Origin of the sequence: Streptomyces lacaronensis (assembly GCF_047337785.1) — a bacterium.
Taxonomy (GTDB): domain Bacteria; phylum Actinomycetota; class Actinomycetes; order Streptomycetales; family Streptomycetaceae; genus Streptomyces; species Streptomyces lycopersici.
This window is the reverse complement of the sequence record NZ_JBLHDK010000003.1, coordinates 9,384,635-9,410,057: the sequence shown is the minus strand read 5'-3', so window position 1 is coordinate 9,410,057 and position 25,423 is coordinate 9,384,635. Positions and strand designations below refer to the sequence as shown.

Genomic DNA, 25,423 nt, shown 5'->3' with positions numbered 1-25,423 from the left:
TGCTGGAAATCGGCGTCTTCCTCGACCCAGACAGAGAGTCTGTCCCATTCCCGAATCAGAGCCTCGTGTGCGATCTCGGCTGTCTCGGGTCCATCAGGTCCCAAGATGACAAGACGTCGGTCCGGTTCGGCAAGTAGCTGGGCGATGTACCAATCAGTGTCGAGATGGGAGCGGTCGGCGGTGACGCGAACGGCGCTGGCCGCCCCGCCGCGGGCACGGATCATGGAAAGCAGGGCGCGACGGATGCGTTGCTCATCCAGTCGGAGTTGGTCGTGCAGCCAGTAGTAGGCCTTCTCCGCGTGCTGGTTCAGGGCTCCGGCAACGCCTCCGAGGCCGTGATAGCTGTCGAAACTGATCTGGCGTTTACGCTGTAAGGGCCATAGTTCGGTCAGAGTGAACTCCAGCAGCGGCAGACTACCTGCCGCCCTGCTGGCTTCACCCGCGATCGTCTCCGCCAGTCCCGGGCTGAAGGCCACGCCAGCAAGCTGTGCCGGTTCCACGATCACCCGTGTCAGTGCTGCCTCGTCCAGCGGGGAGACGTTCAACTGCCGATCCTGTAGCCGGGAACCGATATTGGGTAGTTCCAGCAAGTCGGGAAGAAAGTCTGCGCGCAGTGTGCACACCAGGCGTACGTTTGCGTCTTGCACTGTGTCTGGGGGCGGTAGCAGATGCTGCAGAAACTCCAGCGCCTTCTCCGTTTCCGGACTCCCGCTGAGCACCTCCTCGAACTGATCTCCAATGAGGGCTAGGCGTTTACCGGTTAGCAGGGCAACCTTCGAGGCTACGGGCCAAAATCCGTCCTCGCGCAGTGCCCGGGCTCGATGGTCCAACTGTTCAAGGGAGTGGTTCGCTCCCGGATGCTCAAGATCAAGCAGGGCCCGAGCAACTGATTCATAGGGGGTCACTCCGGGCCGGAAGGACGCCACGGACCATCCGTCAGTCGAGAGCGCGGGCTGCAGTCCAGCCGCAACAAGGGACGACTTGCCGACACCGGAAGGGCCGGTGACGACAACGAGCGGCTGCGCCCTCACCATCTCCCGGAGCCGCTTGACCTCGCGCTCACGCCCCACGAAGATGCCCGCCTGCGCGTCTGCGGCTGTGAACGCCTGCAGCCCTCGGTACGGACACGGAGGAAGTACCAACCGACCCAGGACCTCGGGCCATGCGGCCGCTACCTCCGACAGGGGCACAGCATACGCATCTTGCGCTGCGCCTCCTTTGCTGGCGATTGCGAGCATTCCCACGGCTGCATCGCCCCAGCGATCCGTCGCCACAACTGGCGTGCCGCTGTATCCGGGCTGAGCTCGCAAGGCGGCCTCGACGCGGGCATCGAGCTGGATCAAACCACCACCGACTGCTCCCCGTATGGAGCAACTTGCCCAAGCCCCCTTGTCCTTTCGGTCGGGGGCACTTGGATAGCCGAACACTGATACCTGCGAATCGGGGGTCAGGCCAATACGCGCATCGACTAACCGCGCTGGCCCGGCTCCAACGGGCAGAGTGTCCCCACCCACAATGACCAAGCCGGCTACATCACGCCCAGAGCCGCTTGGCCCGGAGGGCGGATCCCACGCCTCCACCCGACAGATACGAAGTGGTGCGCCGTCGGTGTCGCCGAGCAACACGAACTCAACCTGAACTCGTGCGTCGTCATTGGGGCGTTCAAGGTGGTGCTTGTCGCGTCCGAGCGCTGCATTGACGACATGCGCGCATGTGACGATGTGCCGGTCTCCGACGACGAACCCGAGGCCGATGGGAGCGCCCGAGACCGCTGACCGGATCTTTACGATGAATCCTTCCCGTCGAGCATGCATGTGGGTCAAGCGCGCTTCCAGACCACCCGGACGGCGAAGTTCACCTCTGCCGTCCCCTTAGCGATGATCACGCCGCTTTCGCCACCGATCTTTAGCCCGAACTCAATCTCCATCTCATCCGGCTTAAGCTCTCGCATCGTTTCAGAGACCTGCGACAGAGCTGGCCTCACGCGGTCCAGCGCTTGGCGGAGCGAGGTTTGGGCTCGGGCTACCACGCCGTCGTCCGCTGCAAGTTCCAGGTCAGAGCCCACCAAGCCGCCGTCAACCTCGAAGACGGCAGTGCCTTCGCCATCACCGTCCACCGTCATCATGACGAGTTCCGCCACAGTGCCCCCTTGCGCTCGGCCAGCCCCCAGCCATGGGGCCAGCAACAATGTCCCTCATCCTGTGACATCCAGTACTGGCGTCGCAGGGAAATCCAGGAGAGATTCCGAAGGTATCGAGCCACTCTCACGCTGTGCGGCGTATGGAGGACGGTGGACGTCCAGCATGTGTATGCGTGGGTGGGCGGAGAGTCGGAGGGAGGCTCCGCCGCCCGTCACTCGTGTCTCGGCTGTCTCCCGCTGCCCTTCTTCGTAAAGACCGGGAGATGGCGGAGTGCGTCCCGCCGGGCGCGGGGAGGTCAGCGCCCGGCGGGGGCCTCGGGGCTACTCGCTGAGCAGCTGGTGGAGGAAGGCAGAGTTGGCCGCCAGGTCGTGGCCGAGGACCACGGTGTGCTGGGGCAGTTTGTCCAGGTGGTAGGCAACGCTCCGCCGGGCGTCGCTGCTGCCACTGCCGCCGGGCGGAGCGAGGCCGAGGATGTCGGGGTAGCGGTCCTCGGTCACGCCGTGCATGAAGTCAGCCTCGCTGAGCGTGCGGCGGCAGCCCCCGACGGCCGGGGCGGCGTCGCGCTCGATTCGGGGGAACAGCACCGCCTGAGCGAGGCCGCCGGTGGCCAGCTTCAGGCCGAACCAGTCGGCGAACTTGGTCGGGGTCCTGCACCTTGCGTTCCCGCTTGCCGCCGGGCTCCACAGCGGTTCGCGCCGCCCGGCCAGAACGGCCTCGGTGACCTCGGCGTGCTGGGTGGGGTGGAGGGACTTCCCCGCCAGCAGGCGCTTGCGGGCGACGTCGTACCACCCTGTGGGTGCCGGAAACTGCGTCACCCGAGGTGACCTGCGGGTTCGGATCTACCCGAGCGCGGGAGGCTGGCGGGTGCTGTGCGGCATCATGCTGGGTCGTGGCGATACGTCTGATCTATCAACTAACGTGCCAGCTCTTCGGGTGGCTTGTGCCGCTTGCCCGGTCGAGTGCGGCGAAGGACGTCGAGATCTTGACGCTCCGGCACCAGCTCGCTGTCGCGCAACGCATCCAGCCACGGCCTCGGTTTTCTTGGAGCGATCGGGCTGTCATGGCAGCGCTGCTCCGGATGGTGAACAAGAAGCAGCGTGCACGGCTGGCGTTGCTGGTCACACCGCGGTCGGTCCTACGCTGGCACGCACGCCTCGTCGCCCGGAAGTGGACCTATCCACACCGCCGCCCGGGCCGACCTCCGAAGCCGGAAGCACTGCGGCACCTGGTCCTGCGCCTCGCGCGGGAGAACCCGGGGTGGGGATATCGACGGATCCACGGCGAACTGCTTGGTCTGGGACGCAAGGTCGGCGCCTCCACCGTCTGGGAGATACATCGTGGCCACCGACCTCTTCCACATCGACACCATCCTCTTGCGGCGCCGGTTCGTGCTGTTCTTCATCGACCATGGCGCCCGCCGCGTGCACATCGCCGGCATCACTCGACACCCGACCGGCCCCTGGATCACCCAGCAAGCGCGGAACTACCTCATGGACCTGGGCGACCGCGCAGAGTCGATCAAGTTCCTCACCCGGGACCGCGGCGCCTACTTCACCGACAGCTTCGACGCCGTCTTCCAAGCAGCCGACGTACGCGTCATCCCCACACTGCCCGCTGTGCCACGGATGAACGCGATCGCCCAAACGCTGGATCGGATCACGCCGACGCGAGGCCACCGACCGCATCCTGATCACGGGAGAGCGCCACCTCCGCCTCGTCCTCGACGAGCACACGGAGCACTACAACAGTCACCGGCCGCATCGATCCCTCGGACAACGGGCGCTAAGCCGACTCACCGAGTCCGAACCAAATATCCCCACTGGCAAAACCCGCATCTCCCGACGCGATCGACTCAGCGGCCTCATCCACGAATACTCACAGGGCGCATTGGGAGACACAGATTCCGGCACGCACAGGGCTCCCCTGGGACCGCCGGAGTGTGAGCGAACCACTTGGCACACTATTTTTGAGCAGCACCAGCAAACATCGATCATCGAAACCTCGACCGCCGTTGCCTCGCCCTTGTCGCCACGACAAGGGATCACCGCAGGTCAGACGTGCCCTGCAGGTCGAGTGGTCGCATGTGTGAGCTCACCCGGTTCAAACTCGGTGTGTCGGCACTTTGCTCCACATACGGGAGGCGATCACCATGCGCTCCTCTGCCGACCGAGGCCGTGTCTACCGGCGCTGCGGCTGCCGGGATGCCCAGCATCACCAGCTCGGCACGCGCTGTCCCCAGCTCGCCGACGATCATGATCACGGCACCTGGACCTTCGCCGTAGACCTGCCCGCACCCGCCGGCAAACGCACCACCATCCGCCGCGGCGGCTTCCCCACCCAGGACGCCGCCCGATCCGCGCTGCGGCGGATGCTCGAGGGCGAGGCCGGCGGCTTCAACGCCGATCCGAACCAGACCGTGGCCGACTACCTCACCACCTGGCTCGAAGCCAAAGCCCTCACCCTCAAACCGACCACTCTGGTCCGCTACCGCGACTACGTCACCCACGACCTCATCCCGGCCCTGGGCACACTCAGACTCGACGATCTCGCCTACCGCCACATCGCCGGCTTCGCCCGCGCCCAGCTCGCCACCGGCCGCGGCCGCGTCACCCTCCACCGCTGCCTCGCCACACTCTCCAGCGCCCTCGGCGACGCCGTCCGCCAGCGCCGCCTCGCCCACAACCCCGCAAAGCCCTCCGTCCTCCCCCGCCCGCCGGCTGCTGAGCGCACCATCTGGACACCCGAGGAAGCCGCCCGCTTCCTGCGCCACTGCCACCACGCCGACCCCCTGATGGCCGATTTCGTCGAAGTCCTCATCGGCACCGGCATGCGCAAAGGCGAAGCCCTCGGCCTCCACTGGGCCGACGTCCACCTCGACGAACAAGTCCTCTACGTCCGCTACACCCTCTCCGCCATCAACAACAGCCGCCTCGTCATCACCACCCCCAAAACCCGCAGCAGCAAAAACTGGGTCGCCATCTCCCCACGCGTCGCAGCCGCCCTCCAACACCAGACCCCACCCGGCCCTGCCACACCCCGCCCCGACGATCCGTACTCCGGCCTGGTGTTCACCCGGCCCAACGGCCAACCACTGCGACCGCAGACGCTCCTGGACCACTTCAAACGACTCGCGGCCCAGGCCAAAGTCCCCATCATCACCCTGCACGACCTGCGCCACGTCGCCGCCACCGTCCCCATCACCGCAGGCATCCCCCTCCTCACCGTCTCCAAGACCCTGCGGCACTCCACCGTCTCCACTACCGCGAACATCTACTCCCATCTCACCCGGCAAGCCGCCCGCGACGCCGTAGAAGCCATCGACAAAGCACTCACCAAAGCCGACACCGGCCACACGGGTGACAACCGCCGACACTGGCCACCCCGGCGGCGACCACATCGCGACCACCGAAACCGGCCCCACCGCCCCGCGAAACGGACCTACTCCCCCACCATCACCGCTACTTCACCCACTGCTTCCCGGCTCCAGCACGCGGCTGCGACCACAATGCGACCACCCACCTCAGCAACACGAAAAAGGCCGCTTTCCCATCTCTGAGAAAACGGCCTCCGACCTGCGGAAACGCTGGTCGGGACGACAGGATTTGAACCTGCGACCCCTTGACCCCCAGAAGCCGAGCAGCGTGCTCCGGCCCGTTTCCCCAGGTCACGTTGACGCACAATCAGCCGAGTAAAGGAGTCCACCTTTTTCGGCCCCTGCGTCCCGAGTTGCCTGGAAGCTGACATCGTGACCGGGCGTCGCATATGTACAGTATACGCCCGAAGCCACACCCAGCACAGGCCCAAACTCTCAACCGTACGCGCTGCAGCTCACCAGACAGAAACATGCCTCTCACCAGGCTGGACGCGATTTTCAGCATCCGCGCCACTGGCGGGCCGTGAACGCGCCCCACCTCGTCGCCCTCGTCCGCGCCGGAGCCCGCTTCGAACGCGGCCGGCTGATCCAGCTCGAGGAACTGGCCGCCTGATGAACATCCTCGATCCGCTGGCCAACGAAGAACTGACCAAGATCGAGGAGCGCGCCGAGGTTGCGACTCCGGGCCCCTGGCACGTGTGACAGCTCGACGACGACTTCGCATACGTACCGTCCCCGACACCGGGGGCTCTAGTAGGACTCCGTTAGGGTTGTTGAGTGCGGTCGGGCTGGGTCGGTATCGCGGGCTTCAAATCCACGTAGGCACGCAAGAGGGCGAAGGCTACAAGCTGGCGCAACCCGTCGCCTTTGGTCTTGAACGTGCCGCTGATGCCCTCGTTGACAGCGATCTGTTCCTCCTCCAACAAGCTACGGAGGCGCGGCAGAGGAATCTTCATCGAAGGCTCGCCCGAGGGAAGGACTCCTGAAGGTTGCGCTGGACCAGCGATTCGATCTCGCACACTTCCCGGAGCCGATCGTCCGACTCGCTGCCGTCTTCCTTGGCAACGACGTTCAAGTGGCTTCAAAGCATCTCGAATGAGGCTTCCAGCTGCGGCAGTTGATGCTCGATATCCTCGAACAAGGTGGACAGCAGACGTCCAAACGTCGCTGTCGATCCGCAGCTCACTCCGGCCCGTCCTGAAAGGCGCGTTCACCTCGCAAAATCGCCTGAACGGGCCCTTTCACCCATCTGCGCGACGATCACCCGTTACCGAATGACTCATCGGCCTGGGACGCGGTTGTCCGCATGGCACGGGAGACGGCCCTAGCGACGGCCACCACGGCTGGCTTCAAGGCAGCGGGCTGGGTGACCCCCGCTGGGGCGATCACCGACAGCGCGGCGATCACTTCCCGCGGTTGGCCGAACACCGGTGCTGCCACGGAAACCATCGGCTCGGGGAGCGTTCTGGCGTTGACTGCCACGCCTTCCCGCCGGATCTCTGCCAGCGTTCGCCGGAGGTCGGCAGGAAGCAGCCGCGAACCGGTGTCCGGGACAACGAGTTCGCCGTCGAACACGGCGCGTTGTTTCTCTGCTGGTGCATGGGCCAACAGGACGAGGCCGACTCCTGTGCAGTGCAGCGGCATACGACCGCCCACGCGGTAGGCGACTCGGCCCGCTCGGTGTGCCGACAACCGTTCGACGAGGACGGCGTCGTGCTGGTCGAGGACCGCGAGCAGGACGTGCTGACCGGTGGCGTGGTGCAGGTCTTCCAGGAACGGCATCGCTATGGCACGTAGACCGTGGCCCCTCGGAGCCAGCGAGGCGAGTTCGAGCAGGCGCAGACCGATGACGAACTCCCCGTCGCCGGTTCGCTCGAGAGCACCCCAGCTCGCGAGCTGACGGACTATGCGCAGAGCGGTGCTCTTAGGCAGGCCGGCCCGCGCGCTCAGCGAGGTCAGTGACAACGCGCCGTCGTGACCCTCGAATGTGGACAGCAGCCGGAGGGCTCGATTGAGGACCGGTTCGCCGTGCGCGGGCTTCCGGCCACGGGCGCGAGCAGTCGAGGGCTCCGTCATGTGGTTCAGTGTGCACTGTTGTGCCATTGAATGAAATGCGGGGTCACGCCTGCCCGGGGCGTCGCCATCATCATGGTCGTGACGAATCCATCCGTCGACGGTGCCGGATCGACAGCCAAGCGGCTGCGCCAGGTCACCGTGCTGATCGCCGGGGGCGGGCCAGCCGGCCTGTCGGCTGCCGCCGAACTGGCTCATCACGGAGTGTCGTGCCTGGTGATCGAGCCCAGAACCACTGTTTCCCACAGTCGCCCGCGGGCGAAGACCACCAGCGTCCGGACCATGGAGCACTTTCGCCGCTGGGGGATCGCTGCGGCGATTAGGGCGGCCGCCCCACTCTCGACTGAATGGTCCGATATGGTCGTTTTCTGCGATTCCCTGCTGGGGCGGGAAATCACTCGCTTCCCCGGAGCGTTTGCTCTCTCCTCGGCGCGAGTGGACGCATACGCCGAGAGCAGTCAGGTGGTTCCGCAGCCGGTCGTCGAGGAAACTCTGCGCGAGCACCTTCGCGGGCAGCCGGGCGTGACCCTCGAAGTGGGATCGTCGGTCACGGCGGTTCGGGAGGACGACGAGCGAGTACTCGTCACCGTCCTCGAGCCGGACGGAACGACCCGCGACGTTGAGGCCCGGTATGTGCTTGGGTGCGACGGTCCGAACAGCGTTGTGCGTCAGCAGATCGGGGCTCGCTACATCGGCCGGTCCGATCCCCGGCCCAACTTCAACCTGGTGTTCCGGGCGCCCACCCTGGCGCCCGCTCTCCCGCCTGCGGTGCAGTACTGGATCGTCGGCGGTCCGACGCCAGGGCTCATCGGGAGGTTGGACCTGCACGGGACGTGGTGGGCCATCTTTCCCGGAATCGAGGAGAACTTCGGCACCCGGCATGCGGCCCGGCTCATCGAGAACCTGGTCGGTGCTCCGGTCGAAGTGGACATTGTCGCGGCCGATCCGTGGTCCGCACGGATGCTCGTCGCCGACCTGTTCCAGACTGACCGGATCTTCCTCGTGGGTGAAAGCGCTCATCTGAATCCGCCCTGGGGTGGGCACGGGTTCAACACGTGCGTCGGTGATGCGGTCAACATCGGATGGAAGATCGCGGCTGTCGAGCACGGATGGGGAGCGCCCGCGCTGTTGGCCAGTTACGAGCCCGAGCGCCGGCCGGTGGTGCAGTCGACCGTTGACTCCGCGGCGAGCAACATGGCTACGCTGGCCGGTGACCTGGCCGACCGGGCCGCGTCGATACAACAGCTCAAGCGCAGCGAGTTCTACAGCCTAGGACTCGTCCTGGGCTACACCTACGGGCACTCACCCGTCATCGACGGCACGCCAAGGCCGACACCGGCCACTGATGTCTCCACCTACATCCCTTCAGCTGAGCCGGGCTGCCGACTGCCCCACATATGGCTCGGTGATGGGTCATCCCTCTATGACCACCTCGGCCCGGGGCTCACGCTCATCAGCCCGGACACGGGGGACTCCTCGGCGATATCCGAACTCCAGCGGCGTGCTAGCGGCACGGGCATTCCGTTGACAGTTCTCCGTATGCCACGCAGCTTTCCGCACCAAGGGCAGCACCTCATCGTCCGGCCGGATCAGCACATCGCCTGGAGTGGCACCTCGCCACAGGACGCCGACCTCGCAATGGTGCTGGGCAGAGCGCTTGGCCGCCAACCATGACATGTACGTCCACTATGGACCATGCGGGGACGGCAGACTCTCCGTCGCTTGGACACGCGAAGGGTGAACCAAAGACATAACAACTGGTTCAACCTGTCGCAGGACAACACAATCTCTGGAGGTATCGTGACGCAGCTCAACGGCGAGCCGGTGCGATTGGAGGAGACCCGGCAGATTCCGTCTCCTGATCCGGATTTCGAGCCGCTCAAGGTGAACGTGTACGAGCGGATGGCCAAGGCCGCGGCGCAGCTGGTGCCGTTGTTCCCTTATGACCATGCCGGGGCGATCGTGCCCTGTGGTGCGGTCCTCGTCGGCGGACCCGGCCGGACCTACGGTCATTTCTTCCACTGGAACACCGTGTCCGAAGTCGTGGTGAACTACGGCTCGAACAAGTCGGTGAAGGCGCCCGGCCAGATCATCGCGACGCAGAACCTGCACGGGGTCAACTCTTTCCTACAAGAGGAGACAGACCCTGACGCGTACGCCATCGATGTGATCACCCAGCACCAGGCGGAGGAGGGTGATCAGTCCGAAGCGATGATCGCCCGGTGCGCCAACTGCAAGGCCGTGATCGTCCGGCACGATTACGACACCACTCCGTACGGGTTGCCGGGCTACGACGAGGAACGCTACGGCCCAGGCACGCACCCGGTGCACCAGTTCGCGACCGCGGTGGGATCAGTCGAGTTCGCCGAACTGCGCAGCACCGACGAGGGCCGCAGCTGCTCGGAATGCGGACACGTGAACGAACCCTTCCCGCTCGAGGTCTGGGGCTGGGCACGCCAGGTCTCTCAGACCCGCGTGGCCAACGCCGCGTATCGCGCTCTGCGCCACGCCGCCCACTCCGATCCGGAGCCCACACCGGAGGTCAGCTCGTCATGACGCGCGCTCGTTCCACCCACCCGCTCAAGGCCGCGGCCTCCCTCGGCAACTACGAGGACGCCGCGATCCTGCCCAGCGAGACCGATCCGCAGATCTATCTGTCACGCAACTGGCTTCCCCAGCCGTTCCACCTAATCAGTGCCACAGACACAGTGCTCAGCCAGCTCTCCGGCTCGGCCCGCGTTCACCTGCGCGACAGCTCGGTCAACTGGTTCCGTTTGGAACTCGGTGACCACATCTACATCCCCGCGGGAACACCGCACCGGATCGCGCCCATCGAAGAGGGTGTGACGCTGCGCTACCTGCCTCTGCGAGTCGGCAGGCAGGGCGCCGCCTGGTACTGCCCCGAGTGCGGGACCGAAGTCCACCGGTACGAGCGGGAACACGACAACGACGAACCAGCAGTCCGGTTCTATGCGGCCGCCTGCGCCCGCTTCACCGCCGACGTCGCGGCACGGACTTGCGACAAGTGCGGTGCGCTGCACCCGGAAATCGAACTGCCCGCCTACGGCTGGGCCGACACCGTCGCGGACTGACCCTCCGTCACTCTCACGCATCCGGCGACATCGCTACGTGCTCTGTCCCACCGGGGAGGGACTGGCATTGACGTCAGATTGACAACCCCAAGGAGAGCCGATGAGCTCGACGACAATGACCGCAACCGGGAGACGGCACACCGGCGTTCTTTCACTTGCCTGCCTCATCCTCTTCGTGGACGGCTACGACCTCTTCACTCTGGGCACCGTTGGACCGAGTTTGGTTCACTACCAGCCGTGGGGCGCGACCACCTCCGCCATCGGTCTGCTCGGCAGCGCCACCGCACTCGGCATGCCGTTGGGTTCGATGCTCGCGGGCTGGTCCGCTGACCGCTGGGGACGCCGCACCCCGATGATCACGATGGTCGTCTGGATCTCCGCATCGATGCTGGCGGCGGCGTTCGCGCCGGGCTTCGGGTTCTTCGTCGCGGTCCGATTCTGCACCGGCATCGGCATCGGCGCGCTGGCTCCGCTCGTGAGCGCGTTCGTCGCCGACAACGCCCCGCCGCGTCGCAGGACGCTGCACCTCACGATCGCGCTGGTATCCATCGGTGTGGGCGGTGTCGCGTCGGCGTTGCTCGGCAGGCTGCTCCTGCCCGACGTGCATTTCCAGTGGCTGTTCCTCCCCGGAGTAGCGCCCATCCTCCTCGCCCCGCTGATCGCGCGGATGGTGCCAGCACAAGTCATGGTGGCAGCAGAGGTTCCGGTGGAGGCCACGGTGCCACGTAACCGCATGTCCCTGCTCTTCGCACCTGAGATCCGGCGAACCACGATCCTGTTCTGGGGCGCGGCCTTCATGAGTTTGGCCCTTCTCTTCAGCACCACTTCGTGGCTACCCACTGTGATGATGAAGGCCGGATACGACCTCAGTTCGTCACTGGAGTTCCTGACGACCTTCACCGCGGGCGCCGTCATCGGCGGTCTCGTCCTGTCACCGATCGCTGACCGTGGTCACCTCCGGCTGGTTACGTTCGGCACGTTCCTGCTCGCGGCCATCGCGCTGTTCGTACTCAGCACCCCTCAGCCGCGCCCGGTGCTGCTCGGGGTCTCGGCGCTCGCGGGACTCGGCTCGCTGGGCTGCCAGAATATGCTCATCTCCTGCATGAGCGCGTTCTACCCACCACACCTGCGCGGCACCGGACTCGGTGTCGGCCTCGGCGTCGGCCGTCTCGGCGCCATCTTCGGCCCGGCGTATCTCGCCGTCGTCACCGGCTCCGTCGTCTCACCTCGGGCGGGCTTCATCGCGTTCACCGTGCTCGCCGTCCTGGGCGCGATCATCGTCGCGATGTTTCCTCGTCACCTCGCGTCGTCCGGCGAGCCTGTCCCGACCCAGGCCGCCACAGCAGTCGCCTGACTCAGACTGTCCAACGAACACACCAATGCGATGTGTAGAACTTCCGTGTGCGACGCCGTTCAGTCCGCGCTCGATGTGCCGCCCGGGCCCGACTGCCGTTCCTTTCTCCGCGCTGTGACCGCGACAGCCGCCACCGCCGGGCTCGTCACGGTGGCGGGGTGCACCGCCGGTAGCGACGCGTACAGTCCGGCGCCTGCGCCTGGCGCCACGGTGACGACGATCGGGGATCCGGCCGCCCGCACGCGCCTGGTGTTGCTGGGCACCGCCGACGGGCCGACGCGGTGCGCGACCGGTACTTCCAGCTTCGCGCCGACGACTGCACCGAGCTCGACAGGCTCTATGCGGACCACGTCGGCCACGGGGTCCCGCAGCCAACCGTCGCCTGAGCCAACCGAGACGAGGGGCCTCCAATGCGCTTCGCCAGCGTGGTCCACGTCGGCCGCACCATCGCGGTCGCTCTCACCGCCGATCGAGTGCACGATCTGTCCGCACTCCTCCCGAGTGAGCGCATCACCCTCGATCCGATGGTCGAACTGCTGCGCGGCGGCCTACCCGACGAGGTCACCGCCCTGGCGCAGCCAGTCATCCCCGGACCGACCTGGGCACCGCTCGTCTCCCAGCCGAGCAAGATGGTGGCCGCACCCGTCAACTACATGACCACCACGAGGAGATGCGGCAGATCGGCGATGTCTCCGCACTCGGCTTTTTCCTCATGTCGCCGCCGTCGCTGACCGCCTACGGCGGCGTCGTGCGGCTGCCGTACACGGACCGCCGCTCCGATCAGGAAGGCGAGTCGGCCTTGCTGATCGGCAAGGACGGCAAGAACATCGATCCCGACGAGGTGCTCGACTACATCGCGGGCTACACCTGTCTGATCGACATGACCATGCGCGGCGGCGAGTACCGCTCCACCCGCAAGCCCTTCGACACCTTCACCCCGATCGGCCCGTGGCTGGTCACTCCGGACGAGGTGCGCGACAGATCCGACGTCATTTTGCGCACCTGGGACGGTTCAATCCGTCAGGACGCCGACCTGTCGGCCCTGATCTGGAACGTGGATCAATTCCTCAGCTACGTCTCCTCCGTGACCGAGCTCAACGGGGGGTGCCTGGTCACCACCGGCACCCGGCCAGCGTGGACACGGTCAGCGATGGCGACACGATCAGAGTCACGATCGACCGGGTTGGCACACTAGAGGTCTCTGCAACCGAGAAGGATGCGGTGCCTTGTCCGACTGGCGGTGTCGGCCACGGCCCGAAGGGCCCAGAAACCCTCACTCCCACGCCTGCGCGACGCGGCTCCTCGTAGAGACTTCCGTGCTGAGGTTGACATGGTGAAGCAGCATTCGCCGGGCATGCCGAAGCCGGGAAATGCTCAGGTAACCGTGACCGTTATCGTGTGCCAGCCTGTTGCCCCGTCAGGCAACGGCTTGTGCACCCGTCCTGTCTGTACCTGGCCGGTCTTGTCAGTGGCGCGCACTTGCAGCCGATGCTTGCCGGGCGTCGCCTCCCACGGCCAGCTCCACTGCCGCCATGTGTCCACCGACGGCACCGCCGCGAGCCGTGCCTGCTGCCATGGTCCGTCGTCCACGCGGACCTCCACCGCGGACACCCCCCGATGTTGCGCCCAGGCCACCCCGGCCACCATCACCAGACCTTGCTCCAGACGCTTGCCCGCCGCCGGTGTGTCGATCCGCGACTGTGTCTTCACCGGAGCCAGTGCCGCGTAATCCCGCCGTACCCAATAGGCGCTGAAGTCCGAGAAGCGACTCAGCTCCAGCTCCGTCAACCACTTCGTCGCAGATACGTATCCGTACAGCCCGGGCACCACCATCCGGACCGGGAACCCGTGCTCGACCGGCAGTGGCTCCCCGTTCATTCCGACCGCCAGCAATGCGTCCCGCCCGTCACGCAACGCTGCCGTCGGCGTTCCGGCCGTGTAGCCGTCCACGGAACGGCTCACCACCTGATCCGCCCCACCGTCCGGCTCGACCTCATCCAGCAGATCCTTGACCGATACTCCCAACCATCGGGCGTTACCGACCAACTCACCACCGACCTCATTGGATACACACGCCAGCGTGATGTACCGCTCCACCATCGGCCGTGCCAGCAATTGCTCGTACGTCAGCGTCAGCGGCCGTTTCACCCGGCCATGAATCCTCAGCCGCCAGTCCTTCGGTTCCATCTGCGGCACCGTCAAAGCGGTGTCGATCCGGTAGAGGTCCGCGTTCCTGGTCACGAACGGCTCCACTCCAGGCACCCCAGCGGAGACCTTGACAGGCAACGGTGCTGCCGGACTCGATGCGGGCGGAAGTACCACTGCGGCCCGGGCCGCAGCCACACGCTGTGCCCAGAGCCGGCGCCCTCCCGGTACGGCCACCGCGGCCGCACCGATGGCCCCGACCGCCAGCGCGAGAAACCGTCGCCGGCCCGGTGGCTGTCCCGCGCCGTCGGCCACCGACATGCCGGCATCCGGCGACGGCGAAGGGGCGCCCTGCACAGGGGTGGGGGCTTCCTGCGACGCCACGTCCGTGTCCGGGCCGGTGTGGTCCCCCTGGTCTTGTGCCAACACCGCCGCGCGGCGTGGCAAGGTGCCACGCAGCAGCACCAAAAGACCTGCGGCAGCCAGTGCACCGACCACCGTCGGCAGCGGGTACGCCCACGTGGCACTGGCCCGGGTGGCTGACGCCAGTACGCCGACCATCCCGAACACGGCCACTCCGGCCAGCCCGTATACGAGCCGACGCATGGCCAGTGCACCGATGAACGCGGCGAAGACCGCCAACACCAGCACGATTCCGGCCTGCAGCGCCAGCTTGTCGTACGTGTAGAACAGCGTGACCGCGAACTCCTTGACCGGAGTCGGCGCGGCGTCCACGGCGACACCACCCACCGCCACCAGGGGCGCTGAGGGCCCGCCCGTCGCGGCTGCCACCAGCTCACCGACGCCCAGCGCGAGGGCGGTGGCCGCGACGCCGGCAAGCTCGCCGTACCACTGCTTGGGCGGTTTTACCGGTGCGGGCCGTCCTGCCATGTGAGTCTCCATGTCGGTATCGGACAGTTGGCAGGCGCTTATCGGCTGACCCGGCGTAGTCGGGCGAATCCGACGCCCATCAGGACGAGGCCGACGATCACCACGATCGGTCCGATGACCGCCCACAACGTCACGCCGCTCATCGCTGAGCCCTCCATGACATCGAGGCCCTGCAAGGTCCAGGTCACACCGCCAAAGATCAGCAGTGCGCCGAAGGCGAGGACGAGCCAGTTCTTCTTCATGGGGTACCTCCAGGTGCGGAGCCGAGGTTCTCGACAACGAGCGTGACGTTCTGTGGCCGCGACGGAAACAACGGTTGGTTGGACCCTGTCGTCAACCGATCGACGTACGCACGGCTCCACCGGTACGTGGACATTCCTCGGCGCCGAGCCGGGCACCCTGGACGTGGGCGCCCGTAAACTGGCGGCCAGATCTCGGCGGGCGAAAGTGGGCAGGGCGTGGCAGTACGCAGCACCGTCGACTTCGGATACCGCTACCGCGTCGGATGGCATGTCCTCGTCGGCGCCGTCGCCATACCACTTGCCGTCGCCATAGCGGGCGACGTCACCGTGGCACTCGGACAACGCGTGCTTGCCCTCACTACGCTCGCCGTCATCGTCGCCTGGTACGCCTTTGTCGCGCCGCAGGCCATGGAAAACCGTGACGAGCGTTGGGGGGTGGCCTACTTCGCCGCCCTGGCGGTCGCGTTCCCGCTTCTGCTCGCCATCGCCCCGATGGGCGGCGCACTGCTGTTCGCGCTCTGCCCACAGCTGTTCGTGATGGTCGCGAGGTGGCGCGTACGTATACCGCTGCTGTTGATCCTCTACGCCGAACTCGCCTGGGCCATGATCGCGCAGGCCGGAGTCAGCCGCTACACGCTGGCGATGGCCGGCGTGACCGTTCTGGTACCCATGACCGTGACGATTCTCGTGGGCGCCTATCTGACCGGCATCCGCGAGCAGAACCGCAAACGGGCCGCGCTGATCGAAGAACTGACCCGGACACGGGCCGCGCTGGAGCGCGCGGGGCACCAGGCAGGCGTCCATGCCGAACGTGAACGCCTGGCCGCCGAGATCCACGACACCCTCGCACAGGGCTTCACGAGCGTCCTCATGCTCGCCCAGGCCGCACGGACGACCCTGCACCGTGATCCGACGGCCGCTGACGGCCAGCTCGACATCCTCGAAAAGACCGCCCGTGAAAACCTCGCGGAGGCACGCTCGCTGATCGCCGCGTTGGCCCCGGTCGACCTGACCGGCCGCAGCCTCGCGGATGCGCTGGACCGGCTCGCCGCCCGACATACCCGCGACACAGGCACGCGCGTCGAGGTGGCGATCGTCGGCGAGCGGTCCGGCGCACCTGCCGGCACCGACATCGCCCTGCTGCGCACCGCGCAGGAGGCCCTGGCCAACGTCGGCAAGCACGCCGACGCCACCACAGTGCGGATCGAACTACGCCACGAAAACGGCCTGACGACGCTGGCCGTGACCGATGACGGCCAGGGCTTCGACCCGGCCACTGTCCGGGGAGGATACGGCCTGCTCGGCATCCGCAGCCGGGCCAGCACTCTTGGCGGAACCTGCACAGTGCGGTCGGCTCCCGGTCAGGGCACCACGGTGCAGGTGGAACTGCCGACGGCCGACCATACGGCGCGTACCCTGCAGTCTGGGCTTGATCTCAGCCCCACAACCGACCACTGAGCAGGCGGAACCGGCTCGATGACTGTCAACATCCTGATCGTCGATGACCATCCCGTCGTACGCTTCGGCCTCCGCGGCATGCTCGACGCGTACGACGACCTGCTGGTCGTGGGCGAAGCCGGCTCCGGTGACGAGGCGATCGCCCTCGCCTCGGCGACTCGCCCGCACGTCGTCTTGATGGACCTGCGGATGCCGGGTACCGACGGCGCCACTGCGACCGCGCGCATCCGACAGCAGCACCCCGGCATTCGCGTGCTCGTGCTGACCACCTACGAAGGCGACGCCGACATCCTGCCGGCGATCGAGGCCGGCGCCACCGGTTACCTGCTCAAGGACACGCCGATCGGCGTCCTGACCGACGCGATCCGGGCGGCAGCCCGCGGGGAAACCGTCCTGGCTCCGCCGGTGGCCGCCCGGCTGGTGACTCATATGCAGGCGCCGGCCGAGGAGCAGTTGACCCCCCGCGAGGTTCAGGTACTCGGTCTCGTCGCGCGAGGTCTGTCCAACAGCGAGATCGGTCGACAGCTGTACATCGGCGAAGCGACAGTGAAGACGCACCTGCTGCGAACGTTCGTCAAGCTGGGCGTCAACGACCGCACGGCAGCCGTCACCGTCGCTCTCGCGCGAGGCATCCTCACGCCACCACACCAGTGACGGTTCGTGTCACGGGAGCCCAGGGCCTCGACCAGTTGACGGTGCCTCCGGGATGCGGTCATCACTCGGCTGCAGCGAGTTGCCCGGCGTGGCCGTGCCTCGCCTCCGATACACGGCGCGAGGCCCACTCGCTCCGCCGGAAGGTGGACGCCGCACCCTCTCCGTACTGCATGAACAGTACGGAGAGGTGTCTGCAGGCGCGCGACGACGATGACGCGCCTGATCGCGAAGCATAGGAGGTGATCCGCCACCCTTTGACGTTCACGACTGGAGTGCCTGACCTGTGGCTACCTTCCTATACCGACTAGGACGTTTCTCCTTCCGGAAACGCCGACTCGTCGCCCTGCTGTGGGTGGCTGTTCTTGCCGCTTGTGCCTTCGCGGCGGCCAAGGCCCCGGCCGCGGAGGAGGACGGCTTCTCGATGCCGGGAACGGAGTCGCAAAAGGCCTTCGACCTGCTCGACCAGCGTTTCCCCGGAACCAGCTCCAACGGCGCCGAGGCGCGCATCGTGTTTGTCGCTCCCGACGGGCAGAAGGTCACCGCGGGCGCCAACAAGGCGGCCGTCGAAAGGATCGTCACGAAGGTCGGGGACGGAAGCCAGGTCAAGAGCGCGATCGACCCGTTCAGGACGCCCGGCGCCGTGAGCAAGGACGGCACGACTGCCTACTCCACCGTAAGTTACAAGGAGAAGAGCGCCGACCTCACGGACGCCACCAAGGACGCGCTGGAGGACACGATCCAGGACGGGAGGGACGCCGGGCTCACGGTCAACATTGGCGGCTCCGCCCTGGAGCCCGCCGCTGAGTTGGGCGGTACCACCGAGATCATCGGCATCGCCGCCGCCGCGGTCGTGCTCGTTATCACGTTTGGCTCACTGGTCGCTGCAGGGCTTCCACTGCTCACCGCGCTCATCGGGATCGGCGTCGGCATCGCCGCGATCATCGCCATCGGCTTCTCTACGACGACCACGACCCTCGCCTTGATGCTGGGCCTCGCGGTTGGCATCGACTACGCCCTGTTCATCGTCTCCCGCTACCGCTCGGAACGTGCTGGGGGCCTCAGCGCCGAGGACGCGACCGGGCGAGCCATCGGCACAGCGGGTTCAGCCGTCGTCTTCGCCGGCCTGACCGTGATCATCGCGCTCGCCGGCCTGTCCGTGGTCGGCATCCCTCAGCTCACCAAGATGGGGCTCGCCGGGGCCGGTACCGTCCTCATCGCCGTCGTCATAGCGGTCACTCTGCTGCCCGCACTCCTCGGCTTCGCACCGAAAGCGGTCCTGCCGCGCAGCCAGCGCAAGGGTAAGAAGCGCAGTGGAAAGGAAGTTAACGAACAGGAGCGCGACAACAAGGCCGGGAAGCCCAACATGGGCACCCGCTGGGCGTCCTTCGTCACCCGCCGGCCGCTCGCCGTACTGATCTTCAGCGTGCTCGGCCTGGGGGTGATGGCTGTCCCCACCTTCTCCCTGGAACTCGGCATTCCGGGTGATGAAGCCCAGCCCACTTCCACCACCCAGCGCCGTGCCTACGACGCGCTCGCCGACGGCTTCGGCCCTGGCTTCAACGGGCCACTCACCATCGTCGTCGACGCCGAGAATGCCGCAGACCCCAAGGTCGCGGCTCAGCGGGCGGCAGCCGACATCGCCAAGACCGACGGTGTCGTGTCCGTGTCGCCCGCCATGTTCAACAAGGGCGGCGACACCGCGCTCATCAGCGTCGTGCCCACCACCGCCCCGACCTCCACCGAGACCAAGGACCTCGTCCACACGATTCGCGGCGAGGCGGCCGGGCTCAAGTCCGAGACCGGCGCGACAATGCTCGTCACCGGCACGACCGCCATGAACATCGACGTGTCGCAGAAGGTCACCGACTCCCTGCTGCCCTACCTCGCCGTCGTCGTCGGGCTCGCCGTCCTCCTCTTGATGATCGTGTTCCGCTCCGTCCTGGTACCTCTCAAGGCGGCCCTCGGCTTCCTGTTCTCAGTGGGCGCCTCTTTCGGCGTGATCGTCGCGGTCTTCCAGTGGGGCTGGCTTGCAGGACTGATCGGCGTCGAGCAGACGGGCCCGGTCATGAGCCTGATGCCGATCTTCCTGATCGGGGTGGTGTTCGGCCTCGCGATGGACTACGAGGTCTTCCTCGTGACGCGAATCAGGGAGGCATACGTCCATGGGGAGCGGCCCCGGCAGGCCGTCGTAACCGGGTTCCGGCACAGCGCGCGGGTCGTCGGCGCAGCCGCGGTCATCATGATCGCCGTGTTCGCCGGCTTCATCGGTATGACAGAATCGTTCATCAAGACGATCGGTCTCGGACTCGCCTCCGCCGTCTTCCTCGACGCCTTCGTGGTTCGAATGACCCTTGTGCCGGCGGTCCTCGCACTCCTCGGCGACCGGGCATGGAAGCTGCCCAGGTGGCTCGACCGGATCGTGCCCGACGTTGACATCGAGGGCGAGAAGCTGACTTGCAGCCTTGAAACCGCCTCAGAGATGAACACGCCCGAACCCACGCGCGTCTGAGAGGAGTGTTGAGGGGCAGGCTGTCCGCGCGGACAGCCTGCCCCTCAACCACCTGGGCACCCAACAGGAGAAACGCACATGTCCCTCGACAAGCCGATCCGGACACGCCACCGCACACTGATCGTCGACGCCACGCTGGCCGTGGCGACCTGGGGGCTGGTCTTGCTCGGCAGCGCCCTCGACTCGGAGGCGACATTCATCGGGTCCCCGCCCCCAGCCGTCGGGCTCGTCGCGGCCGTGTCCTCCGCAGCGCTCCTGTGTCGCCGCAGGCACCCACGGGCCGTCGTGGCGGTGACCACCTTGTGCGGGACAGTCCTCGCAGTGGTCGGCAACCTCGTGGGCTTCGACTTCTCCCCCCTGATCCTGAGCAACGTCCTGGTCGCCGTCTTCTCCCTCGGCCTGCGGACCGACCAGCGGACCGGCATGCGCTACACCGTCGGGACCGCAGCCGTAGCGTTCGCAGCCTCCATGATTGAGCAAACGGGGTCCCCGGTCCGGCCCAGCCAGATTGGGGTCGTCGCCACCCTCCTGCTTGCGGGCGCCGTCGCCTATGGAATCCGGACCCGCCGCGACTACATCGCCGCCGTCGAGGCACGCGCCGAACTGGCAGAACGTACCCGCGAGGAAGAGGCCCGCCACCGCGTCGGTGAGGAACGCACCCGCATCGCCCGCGAACTCCACGACATCGTCGCCCACCACATCGCCCTCGCGCACATCGAGGCGGGCACTGCGTCCTACCTGCTACGGACCAAACCTGAGGAGGCACAGAAGGTGATCGACCGTCTCGCCGACACGACGTCCGACGCGCTGCGCGAACTCAAGGCGACCATCGGCCTGCTACGCTCGAAAGATGATCAGGAAGCCCCCCGAGAGCCCGCTCCGGGGCTGTACCGGCTCCCAGAGCTGATTGCCTCGCTCGAGCGGGCTGGGTTGACAGTCCACCTCGTCCGGCGTGGGGAGGAGCGTCCGCTGTCGCCAGGCGTAGACCTGACGGCCTACCGAATCGTGCAGGAAGCACTGACCAACGTCACCAAGCATGCGGACACCGCCGAGGCCACCGTGTGCCTGGAGTACACCCGCACACTCGTAACGATCACGGTCAACGACAACGGGCGGGCCCAGCGGCAGACCAGGAACGGCTCCGGGTACGGCCTGATCGGCATGCGGGAACGCGCCACCTCCGTCGGAGGGCGCATCACTGCTGGCGGTCGGCCCGGCGGCGGATTCGAGGTGCGCGCCGAACTACCCCTGGGCCCACGAGGTCTCGAGGACGGTGAAAGGACTCGGCCATGACCTTGCGAGTACTGCTCGCCGACGACCAGGCCCTTCTCACATCCGCCTTCCGGCTGCTGATCGACTCCTGCGACGACATGGAGGTGGTCGGTATCGCGGGCGACGGCGCTGAGGCGGTCGAACTTGCCCGCGCCACCCTCCCCGATGTCGTCGCAATGGACATCCGCATGCCAGTCCTCGACGGACTCGCCGCGACCCGGGAGATCTGCCGCGACGAGAACCTCAAGAACACCCGCGTCATGATCCTCACAACGTTCGAGACCGACGAGTACGTGGCCGAGGCGCTGCGCGCGGGTGCCGACGGATTCCTCGGCAAGGACGTCCGCCCCGAAGGATTCCTTGCCGCCATCCGCGCGGTGGCGGCTGGGGAAACCACGCTGTCCCCAGCGGCGACCCGGGTCCTGGTCACCCACTTCCTCGCCCGCCCGCACACGGACAGCGCCGTCACACCCGCTTCCCTGTCCGACCTCACTACCCGCGAGCGCGAAGTTCTCATCCAGGTCGCCGAAGGCCTGTCGAACGACGAGATCGCGGAGAAGATGTACCTCTCGCTCCTAACGGTGCGTACCCATGTGCAGCGCATGATGACGAAGCTGGGGGCGCGGCACCGGGCTCAACTCGTCGCCATCGCCTACCGGTCCGGGCTGATTCGGGTGGAACCGCCGCGGGGCTGAACTCCCTTCGACGGGCGGTCACCACAACTCGCCCGCTGGAGGCGCGGAGTACCTCGCTCGCTCCACGCGTACCGACCGCACGGCTCGCGGAGCGTTCTGCTGGACGCCGTAACAGCGCCCGCTTAAGGCGTTGTGTCGGCCCGCCCGAAGCCGGTAAAGAGCGGCGACCGATCAGGGGCGACGAGCTCATCCGCAGGACGCTGGCGGTGAACCGCGTGAGCAAGTCGGACAGTGGTCAGGATTCGAGCCCACGAGCGCCCGCGTGACCGTGGAGCGCTCACGGGAGCACCGGCCCGTCAAGCGTGGCGGCTACGGCCCCCTGCCGGTTGTGATCCCGAGATCATTCACACGCGGCGCTACCTGGCGTCGACTACAGTCCCCTACTCAACGACGTATTTCATGTCATCCGGCACGACATGATTGCTACCCACCGGTATAATTGTCCCACAGCAGCACGTGGTCACGACAAGGCGCAGCCTGGCGGCAGGGTCCGAGCCACGACAACTTGGAGTAAGCGATCACTCTGAACCCCCTCAATGAACCGTTGCGACTCAACTCGATAGACGCGACCCTCGAACTGGGTTGGGCGGTCACCCGCGCTTCGGAAGCGGTCCAGCGCGCCCTTACCGCGGGAGTCGCCAGGCAGCGCGTGAGCACTGTGGCTGTGCGCATGCTGCTGGAGGTGCGACTCGCAGGCAAGGGGCCGCTGGCGCTGCAGGAACTGGCGGACCAGATCGCCGTCACTCGCTCGAACGTCAGCGCGGAACTCGTCCGGCTCGAAGCCGAAGGGCTCATCTCGCGCAGCATCGACCCGCAGGACCGGCGCCGCATCCGGGCTTCCGTCACTTCCCGAGGCAAAGTTCAGCTCGGCGAGTGGTTGCGCATGGGCAGCACCGCCGTTGCCTCACTGCTCAGCCCGTTGGACGGCCAGGCCCTCGAGAGGCTGGCCGACCTCACCGCCGTCGTCGGCAAATTCGGCAAGGCGCGCGAGCGGGACGAGATCAGCGTCGCGCGCGCGCTCGAAGTGCAGAGGCTCTATCCGGACGTAGACATGTTGAAGATGAGCGCCGCCCTCACTCTCGGGCGAGCCAGCGACGCCGTCCGGAACCATCTTGAGCGGGCCCTCGCCGGAACAGCTCTGACGCTGCGGCACTACAACGCCCTGATCCTCGTCAGCTACCTGGATGGAGCACCCCTGCAACTCGCCGCGCTCGTAGCCGCGACGGGAGGCAGCCGCCCAGGCGTCGGACGCACACTGAGGGAGCTTGAGGAACGTCAGCTCATCGAGCGCTCCGAAGACGCGGAAGACCGCCGACGGATCCGGGCCGTCCTGACCAGCCTTGGGCAGGAGCGCCTCCAGGCTGTCCTGCCCACAGTGACCAGCGGTTACGCCGAGCCATTCCTCGAACTAAGCGCCGCCGAACGTTCCGAACTGCTCACGCTGCTCAAGGCGATCGACAGCGAAAGCTCCTGACTGATCAGTCCACGTAACCGCCACCCTGGCCGGCTCCGCCGGTCCGCTGCGGACCTTCGGGTGTGTCGCCCCGATCGCCTGTGCGGAGTGCGCGGCAGTCATGCGAGGGCGAACGTACCGGTCAGCGAGGTGCGTTGACCGGTACGGCAGTCCCTTCGGCCACCTCGTCCGAGGCCTCTTCGGCGGTGAGGGTCGTGTTGTGCTCGTGGATCAGACGCAGGGCCTCCCCACGGTCCCGGCGGTCGAGCGCCTCGATGAGGTCGCGGTGCAGACCGTACCGCTGGGCGATGTAATCGCCCAGCGGTACGTCGCTGGCCGGAAGGACGGACAGGGTGTGGGCTTCGATGAGGTCCAACAGGCTGCTGTACAGGGAGCCGAGCAGGGCGTTCGGCGTGATGGCGGCGATGCCCGCGTGCAGTGCCCAGTTGGCGTGCACGAAGGCGGTGGCGTCCTCCTCGTCGAGGGCCCGTTCCATCGCGCCGATGTGCTCGCGCAGTCCGGCGATGTCGGCGGGGGAGGCGTGCCAGAGGGCATCTTCGATGAGCAGCGGGTCGAGGGCGTCACGGATGCGGACGGCGTTGGCGACATCGGTCTCCTGTGCGTCAAGGGCGAGCACGGAGTTGCCGAGGCGGACCATGGGGGTCTGCTCGGCGCTGAAGAGCCCCCCGCCGGGCCCCGGCTTGACGGTGACAAGCCCGCGGGACTGGAGCAGGCGCAGCGCCTCGTTGAAGGTGCCGACCGACACCTCGCACAGGATCCGCAGTTCCTCCTTGGTGCCCAGGCGGGAGCCAGGGGAGAGTGTCTCAAGGAGAGCGACGACGCGTTCCGCCGCCCGCTCGGCGCGGCCAACGGCCGCCGGCCGGGCACGTCCCGCTGCAGCGTTGCCCGCGGCGTTCTGGGCGGATGTTCGCTTCGTTGTCCGCATCCCGCGGTCGGCGGCGCTCACGGCTGCTCCTCACGTCGGCACATGGATTCGTTCTTATTCATCATGGTGATTTTTTCGCTACAGCTCTTGACGTCCGAAATTACTCGAGCGCAACATCAGGATAATCATCATGCTGAATGGCTGCTGGATCGGCAAGAGCCGTTGACGCTGGCGTGCCCTCGCCTCGAACCACCAGCAGGCGGGCTCACGGCACTCACCCTACGAGCGGTGATCGCCGCGGAACCCGAGCCCTCTCTACCCGCTTCAGGAGACCCATCGTGCGTATCGCCAATCTCGCCGGCCGCCTGGCCCTGCTCGTCGACGGCCGGGCCATCGACGTTCAGCAGGCCAGTCGTGGCCTCTTCTCCGCAGACCCGCAGGCCGTGTACGAGCGCTGGGAGGAGTTCCGGGCCTGGGCCGCCCGCGCGGAGCTGCCCGCGGGAGAGGCGTTCGCGGAGTCCGCGCTCGGCTCGCCCGTTCCTGCGCCGCGCCAGACCCTGGCCATCGGGCTCAACTACAGCGAGCACGCGGCCGAGTCCGGATTCGAGGTGCCGGACAAGCTGCCGCCGGTCTTCACCAAGTTCGTCTCCGCCATCACCGGCCCGGTCACCGAGGTGAAGCTTCCCGAGGGCGGCAACACCGACTGGGAGGTCGAGTTGGTGGCCGTCATCGGGCGCCGTGCCGAAGGCGTGTCCGATGCGGATGCCTGGAGCCATGTGGCCGGACTGGCCGTGGGCCAGGACATCTCCGAGCGAGTCTCCCAACTGGCTGGCCCCGCACCGCAGTTCAGCCTCGGGAAGTCCTACCCCGGGTTCGCGCCGATCGGCCCGTGGCTGGTCACCCCCGACGAGTTCGACAACCCGGACGACCTGGAGCTGCGCTGCTCGATCAACGGCGAGGAGATGCAGAAGGGCCGCACCCGCGAGCTGATCTTCTCCGTACCCGCCCTCATCGCCCGGCTGTCCGCCACGCTGCCGCTGCTGCCCGGCGACATCCTGTTCACCGGAACACCCGCGGGCGTCGGCATGGGCCGTGACCCGAAGCGCTTCCTCGTCGCCGGCGACGAACTTGTCAGCACCATCGAAGGCATCGGCGAGCTGCGACAGACCTTCGTCGCCTGACCGA

The 25,423-nt window shown here is 66.9% G+C and carries 23 protein-coding genes and 1 pseudogene; 15 read left to right on the top strand and 9 right to left on the bottom strand.

Annotation, left to right across the window (positions count from 1 at the left end; all coding sequences use genetic code 11):
- Positions 1-29: 29 nt before the first annotated feature.
- From ACMTAK_RS40945 to ACMTAK_RS40935, 3 genes and pseudogenes are all read right to left on the bottom strand, one after another.
- A pseudogene (locus ACMTAK_RS40945) lies at positions 30-1,814 on the bottom strand (serine protease); the annotation flags it as partial.
- Between the two features lie 5 nt (positions 1,815-1,819).
- Positions 1,820-2,140 carry a CU044_2847 family protein gene (locus tag ACMTAK_RS40940; protein WP_413810824.1) on the bottom strand — a complete coding sequence of 107 codons (321 nt, stop codon included), beginning with the start codon at positions 2,138-2,140 and terminating at the stop codon, positions 1,820-1,822.
- Between the two features lie 321 nt (positions 2,141-2,461).
- Positions 2,462-2,956 carry a hypothetical protein gene (locus ACMTAK_RS40935; protein WP_413810823.1) on the bottom strand — a complete coding sequence of 165 codons (495 nt, stop codon included), beginning with the start codon at positions 2,954-2,956 and terminating at the stop codon, positions 2,462-2,464.
- Positions 2,957-3,791: 835 nt separating this feature from the next.
- Between ACMTAK_RS40935 and ACMTAK_RS40930 the strand changes: the two genes are divergently transcribed.
- Positions 3,792-4,397 (top strand): integrase core domain-containing protein, encoded by a 606-nt coding sequence (locus tag ACMTAK_RS40930; protein WP_413813150.1) that lies wholly within the window; start codon positions 3,792-3,794, stop codon positions 4,395-4,397.
- Positions 4,291-5,697: a tyrosine-type recombinase/integrase gene (locus ACMTAK_RS40925; RefSeq protein ID WP_413810822.1), complete on the top strand. Its 1,407-nt coding sequence runs from the start codon at positions 4,291-4,293 to the stop codon at positions 5,695-5,697. Before ACMTAK_RS40930 ends, ACMTAK_RS40925 begins: the two co-directional genes overlap by 107 nt.
- 581 nt (positions 5,698-6,278) lie before the next feature.
- Here the strand turns inward: ACMTAK_RS40925 and ACMTAK_RS40920 are convergent.
- Together ACMTAK_RS40920 and ACMTAK_RS40915 are read right to left on the bottom strand one after the other, a co-directional pair.
- On the bottom strand, positions 6,279-6,470 hold the full coding sequence (locus ACMTAK_RS40920) for a hypothetical protein (RefSeq protein ID WP_413810821.1): 192 nt from the start codon (positions 6,468-6,470) through the stop codon (positions 6,279-6,281).
- Positions 6,471-6,774: 304 nt separating this feature from the next.
- A complete protein-coding gene (locus ACMTAK_RS40915) occupies positions 6,775-7,590 on the bottom strand; it encodes an IclR family transcriptional regulator (RefSeq protein WP_413810820.1) in 816 nt (271 codons plus the stop codon).
- 78 nt (positions 7,591-7,668) lie between these two features.
- Between ACMTAK_RS40915 and ACMTAK_RS40910 the strand changes: the two genes are divergently transcribed.
- The 4 genes from ACMTAK_RS40910 (at position 7,669) to ACMTAK_RS40895 (ending at position 12,033) form a co-directional block, all read left to right on the top strand.
- On the top strand, positions 7,669-9,261 hold the full coding sequence (locus ACMTAK_RS40910) for an FAD-dependent monooxygenase (RefSeq protein ID WP_413810819.1): 1,593 nt from the start codon (positions 7,669-7,671) through the stop codon (positions 9,259-9,261).
- Between the two features lie 126 nt (positions 9,262-9,387).
- Entirely contained in the window at positions 9,388-10,143 is a 756-nt protein-coding gene (locus ACMTAK_RS40905) for a hypothetical protein (protein ID WP_413810818.1), read from the top strand.
- Positions 10,140-10,679, top strand: coding sequence for a cupin domain-containing protein (locus tag ACMTAK_RS40900; RefSeq protein ID WP_413810817.1), 540 nt, complete (start codon positions 10,140-10,142; stop codon positions 10,677-10,679). The genes ACMTAK_RS40905 and ACMTAK_RS40900 overlap by 4 nt, the downstream gene beginning before the upstream one ends.
- Before the next feature lie 100 nt (positions 10,680-10,779).
- Positions 10,780-12,033: an MFS transporter gene (locus ACMTAK_RS40895; protein WP_413810816.1), complete on the top strand. Its 1,254-nt coding sequence runs from the start codon at positions 10,780-10,782 to the stop codon at positions 12,031-12,033.
- 59 nt (positions 12,034-12,092) lie between these two features.
- On the opposite strand, the gene ACMTAK_RS40890 is transcribed toward ACMTAK_RS40895, so the two are convergent.
- A complete protein-coding gene (locus tag ACMTAK_RS40890) occupies positions 12,093-12,392 on the bottom strand; it encodes a hypothetical protein (protein WP_413810815.1) in 300 nt (99 codons plus the stop codon).
- A gap of 51 nt (positions 12,393-12,443) precedes the next feature.
- On the opposite strand from ACMTAK_RS40890, the gene ACMTAK_RS40885 reads away from it, so the two are divergent.
- A complete protein-coding gene (locus ACMTAK_RS40885; RefSeq protein WP_413810814.1) occupies positions 12,444-12,764 on the top strand; it encodes a hypothetical protein in 321 nt (106 codons plus the stop codon).
- Positions 12,704-13,228, top strand: coding sequence for a fumarylacetoacetate hydrolase family protein (locus tag ACMTAK_RS40880; RefSeq protein ID WP_413810813.1), 525 nt, complete (start codon positions 12,704-12,706; stop codon positions 13,226-13,228). The genes ACMTAK_RS40885 and ACMTAK_RS40880 overlap by 61 nt, the downstream gene beginning before the upstream one ends.
- A 179-nt stretch (positions 13,229-13,407) precedes the next feature.
- On the opposite strand, the gene ACMTAK_RS40875 is transcribed toward ACMTAK_RS40880, so the two are convergent.
- Together ACMTAK_RS40875 and ACMTAK_RS40870 are read right to left on the bottom strand one after the other, a co-directional pair.
- Entirely contained in the window at positions 13,408-15,069 is a 1,662-nt protein-coding gene (locus ACMTAK_RS40875; protein WP_413810812.1) for a molybdopterin-dependent oxidoreductase, read from the bottom strand.
- A 38-nt stretch (positions 15,070-15,107) separates the two neighbouring features.
- Positions 15,108-15,311, bottom strand: coding sequence for a hypothetical protein (locus ACMTAK_RS40870; protein ID WP_413810811.1), 204 nt, complete (start codon positions 15,309-15,311; stop codon positions 15,108-15,110).
- A 216-nt stretch (positions 15,312-15,527) separates the two neighbouring features.
- Here ACMTAK_RS40870 and ACMTAK_RS40865 point away from each other — a divergent pair, with 216 nt between their 5' ends.
- From ACMTAK_RS40865 to ACMTAK_RS40840, 6 genes are all read left to right on the top strand, one after another.
- Positions 15,528-16,769 carry a sensor histidine kinase gene (locus ACMTAK_RS40865; protein ID WP_413810810.1) on the top strand — a complete coding sequence of 414 codons (1,242 nt, stop codon included), beginning with the start codon at positions 15,528-15,530 and terminating at the stop codon, positions 16,767-16,769.
- Positions 16,770-16,787: 18 nt separating this feature from the next.
- Positions 16,788-17,423, top strand: a complete 636-nt coding sequence (locus ACMTAK_RS40860; protein WP_413810809.1) for a response regulator transcription factor — start codon at positions 16,788-16,790, stop codon at positions 17,421-17,423.
- 283 nt (positions 17,424-17,706) lie between these two features.
- The gene (locus tag ACMTAK_RS40855; RefSeq protein WP_413810808.1) at positions 17,707-19,932 is read left to right on the top strand and encodes an MMPL family transporter; all 2,226 of its coding nucleotides are present in this window, start codon (positions 17,707-17,709) and stop codon (positions 19,930-19,932) included.
- Between the two features lie 78 nt (positions 19,933-20,010).
- Positions 20,011-21,225, top strand: coding sequence for a sensor histidine kinase (locus ACMTAK_RS40850; RefSeq protein ID WP_461773832.1), 1,215 nt, complete (start codon positions 20,011-20,013; stop codon positions 21,223-21,225).
- Positions 21,222-21,899 (top strand): response regulator, encoded by a 678-nt coding sequence (locus ACMTAK_RS40845; RefSeq protein WP_413810806.1) that lies wholly within the window; start codon positions 21,222-21,224, stop codon positions 21,897-21,899. The genes ACMTAK_RS40850 and ACMTAK_RS40845 overlap by 4 nt, the downstream gene beginning before the upstream one ends.
- Before the next feature lie 670 nt (positions 21,900-22,569).
- Entirely contained in the window at positions 22,570-23,373 is an 804-nt protein-coding gene (locus tag ACMTAK_RS40840; protein WP_413810805.1) for a MarR family winged helix-turn-helix transcriptional regulator, read from the top strand.
- Between the two features lie 121 nt (positions 23,374-23,494).
- On the opposite strand, the gene ACMTAK_RS40835 is transcribed toward ACMTAK_RS40840, so the two are convergent.
- Complete coding sequence (locus ACMTAK_RS40835; RefSeq protein ID WP_413810804.1) at positions 23,495-24,319, bottom strand: FadR/GntR family transcriptional regulator; 825 nt, start codon at positions 24,317-24,319, stop codon at positions 23,495-23,497.
- 257 nt (positions 24,320-24,576) lie between these two features.
- On the opposite strand from ACMTAK_RS40835, the gene ACMTAK_RS40830 reads away from it, so the two are divergent.
- Positions 24,577-25,419 (top strand): fumarylacetoacetate hydrolase family protein, encoded by an 843-nt coding sequence (locus tag ACMTAK_RS40830; protein ID WP_413810803.1) that lies wholly within the window; start codon positions 24,577-24,579, stop codon positions 25,417-25,419.
- Positions 25,420-25,423: the final 4 nt, after the last annotated feature.

Coding starts and splice junctions, on each gene's coding strand:
- ACMTAK_RS40885 (WP_413810814.1), top strand. CDS start 12,444: ATGCGCTTCGCCAGCGTGGTCCACGTCGGCCGCACCATCGCGGTCGCT.
- ACMTAK_RS40895 (WP_413810816.1), top strand. CDS start 10,780: ATGAGCTCGACGACAATGACCGCAACCGGGAGACGGCACACCGGCGTT.
- ACMTAK_RS40925 (WP_413810822.1), top strand. CDS start 4,291: ATGCGCTCCTCTGCCGACCGAGGCCGTGTCTACCGGCGCTGCGGCTGC.
- ACMTAK_RS40915 (WP_413810820.1), bottom strand. CDS start 7,590: ATGACGGAGCCCTCGACTGCTCGCGCCCGTGGCCGGAAGCCCGCGCAC.
- ACMTAK_RS40920 (WP_413810821.1), bottom strand. CDS start 6,470: ATGAAGATTCCTCTGCCGCGCCTCCGTAGCTTGTTGGAGGAGGAACAG.
- ACMTAK_RS40900 (WP_413810817.1), top strand. CDS start 10,140: ATGACGCGCGCTCGTTCCACCCACCCGCTCAAGGCCGCGGCCTCCCTC.
- ACMTAK_RS40860 (WP_413810809.1), top strand. CDS start 16,788: ATGACTGTCAACATCCTGATCGTCGATGACCATCCCGTCGTACGCTTC.
- ACMTAK_RS40880 (WP_413810813.1), top strand. CDS start 12,704: ATGCGGCAGATCGGCGATGTCTCCGCACTCGGCTTTTTCCTCATGTCG.
- ACMTAK_RS40875 (WP_413810812.1), bottom strand. CDS start 15,069: ATGGCAGGACGGCCCGCACCGGTAAAACCGCCCAAGCAGTGGTACGGC.
- ACMTAK_RS40870 (WP_413810811.1), bottom strand. CDS start 15,311: ATGAAGAAGAACTGGCTCGTCCTCGCCTTCGGCGCACTGCTGATCTTT.
- ACMTAK_RS40840 (WP_413810805.1), top strand. CDS start 22,570: ATGCTGCTGGAGGTGCGACTCGCAGGCAAGGGGCCGCTGGCGCTGCAG.
- ACMTAK_RS40845 (WP_413810806.1), top strand. CDS start 21,222: ATGACCTTGCGAGTACTGCTCGCCGACGACCAGGCCCTTCTCACATCC.
- ACMTAK_RS40850 (WP_461773832.1), top strand. CDS start 20,011: ATGTCCCTCGACAAGCCGATCCGGACACGCCACCGCACACTGATCGTC.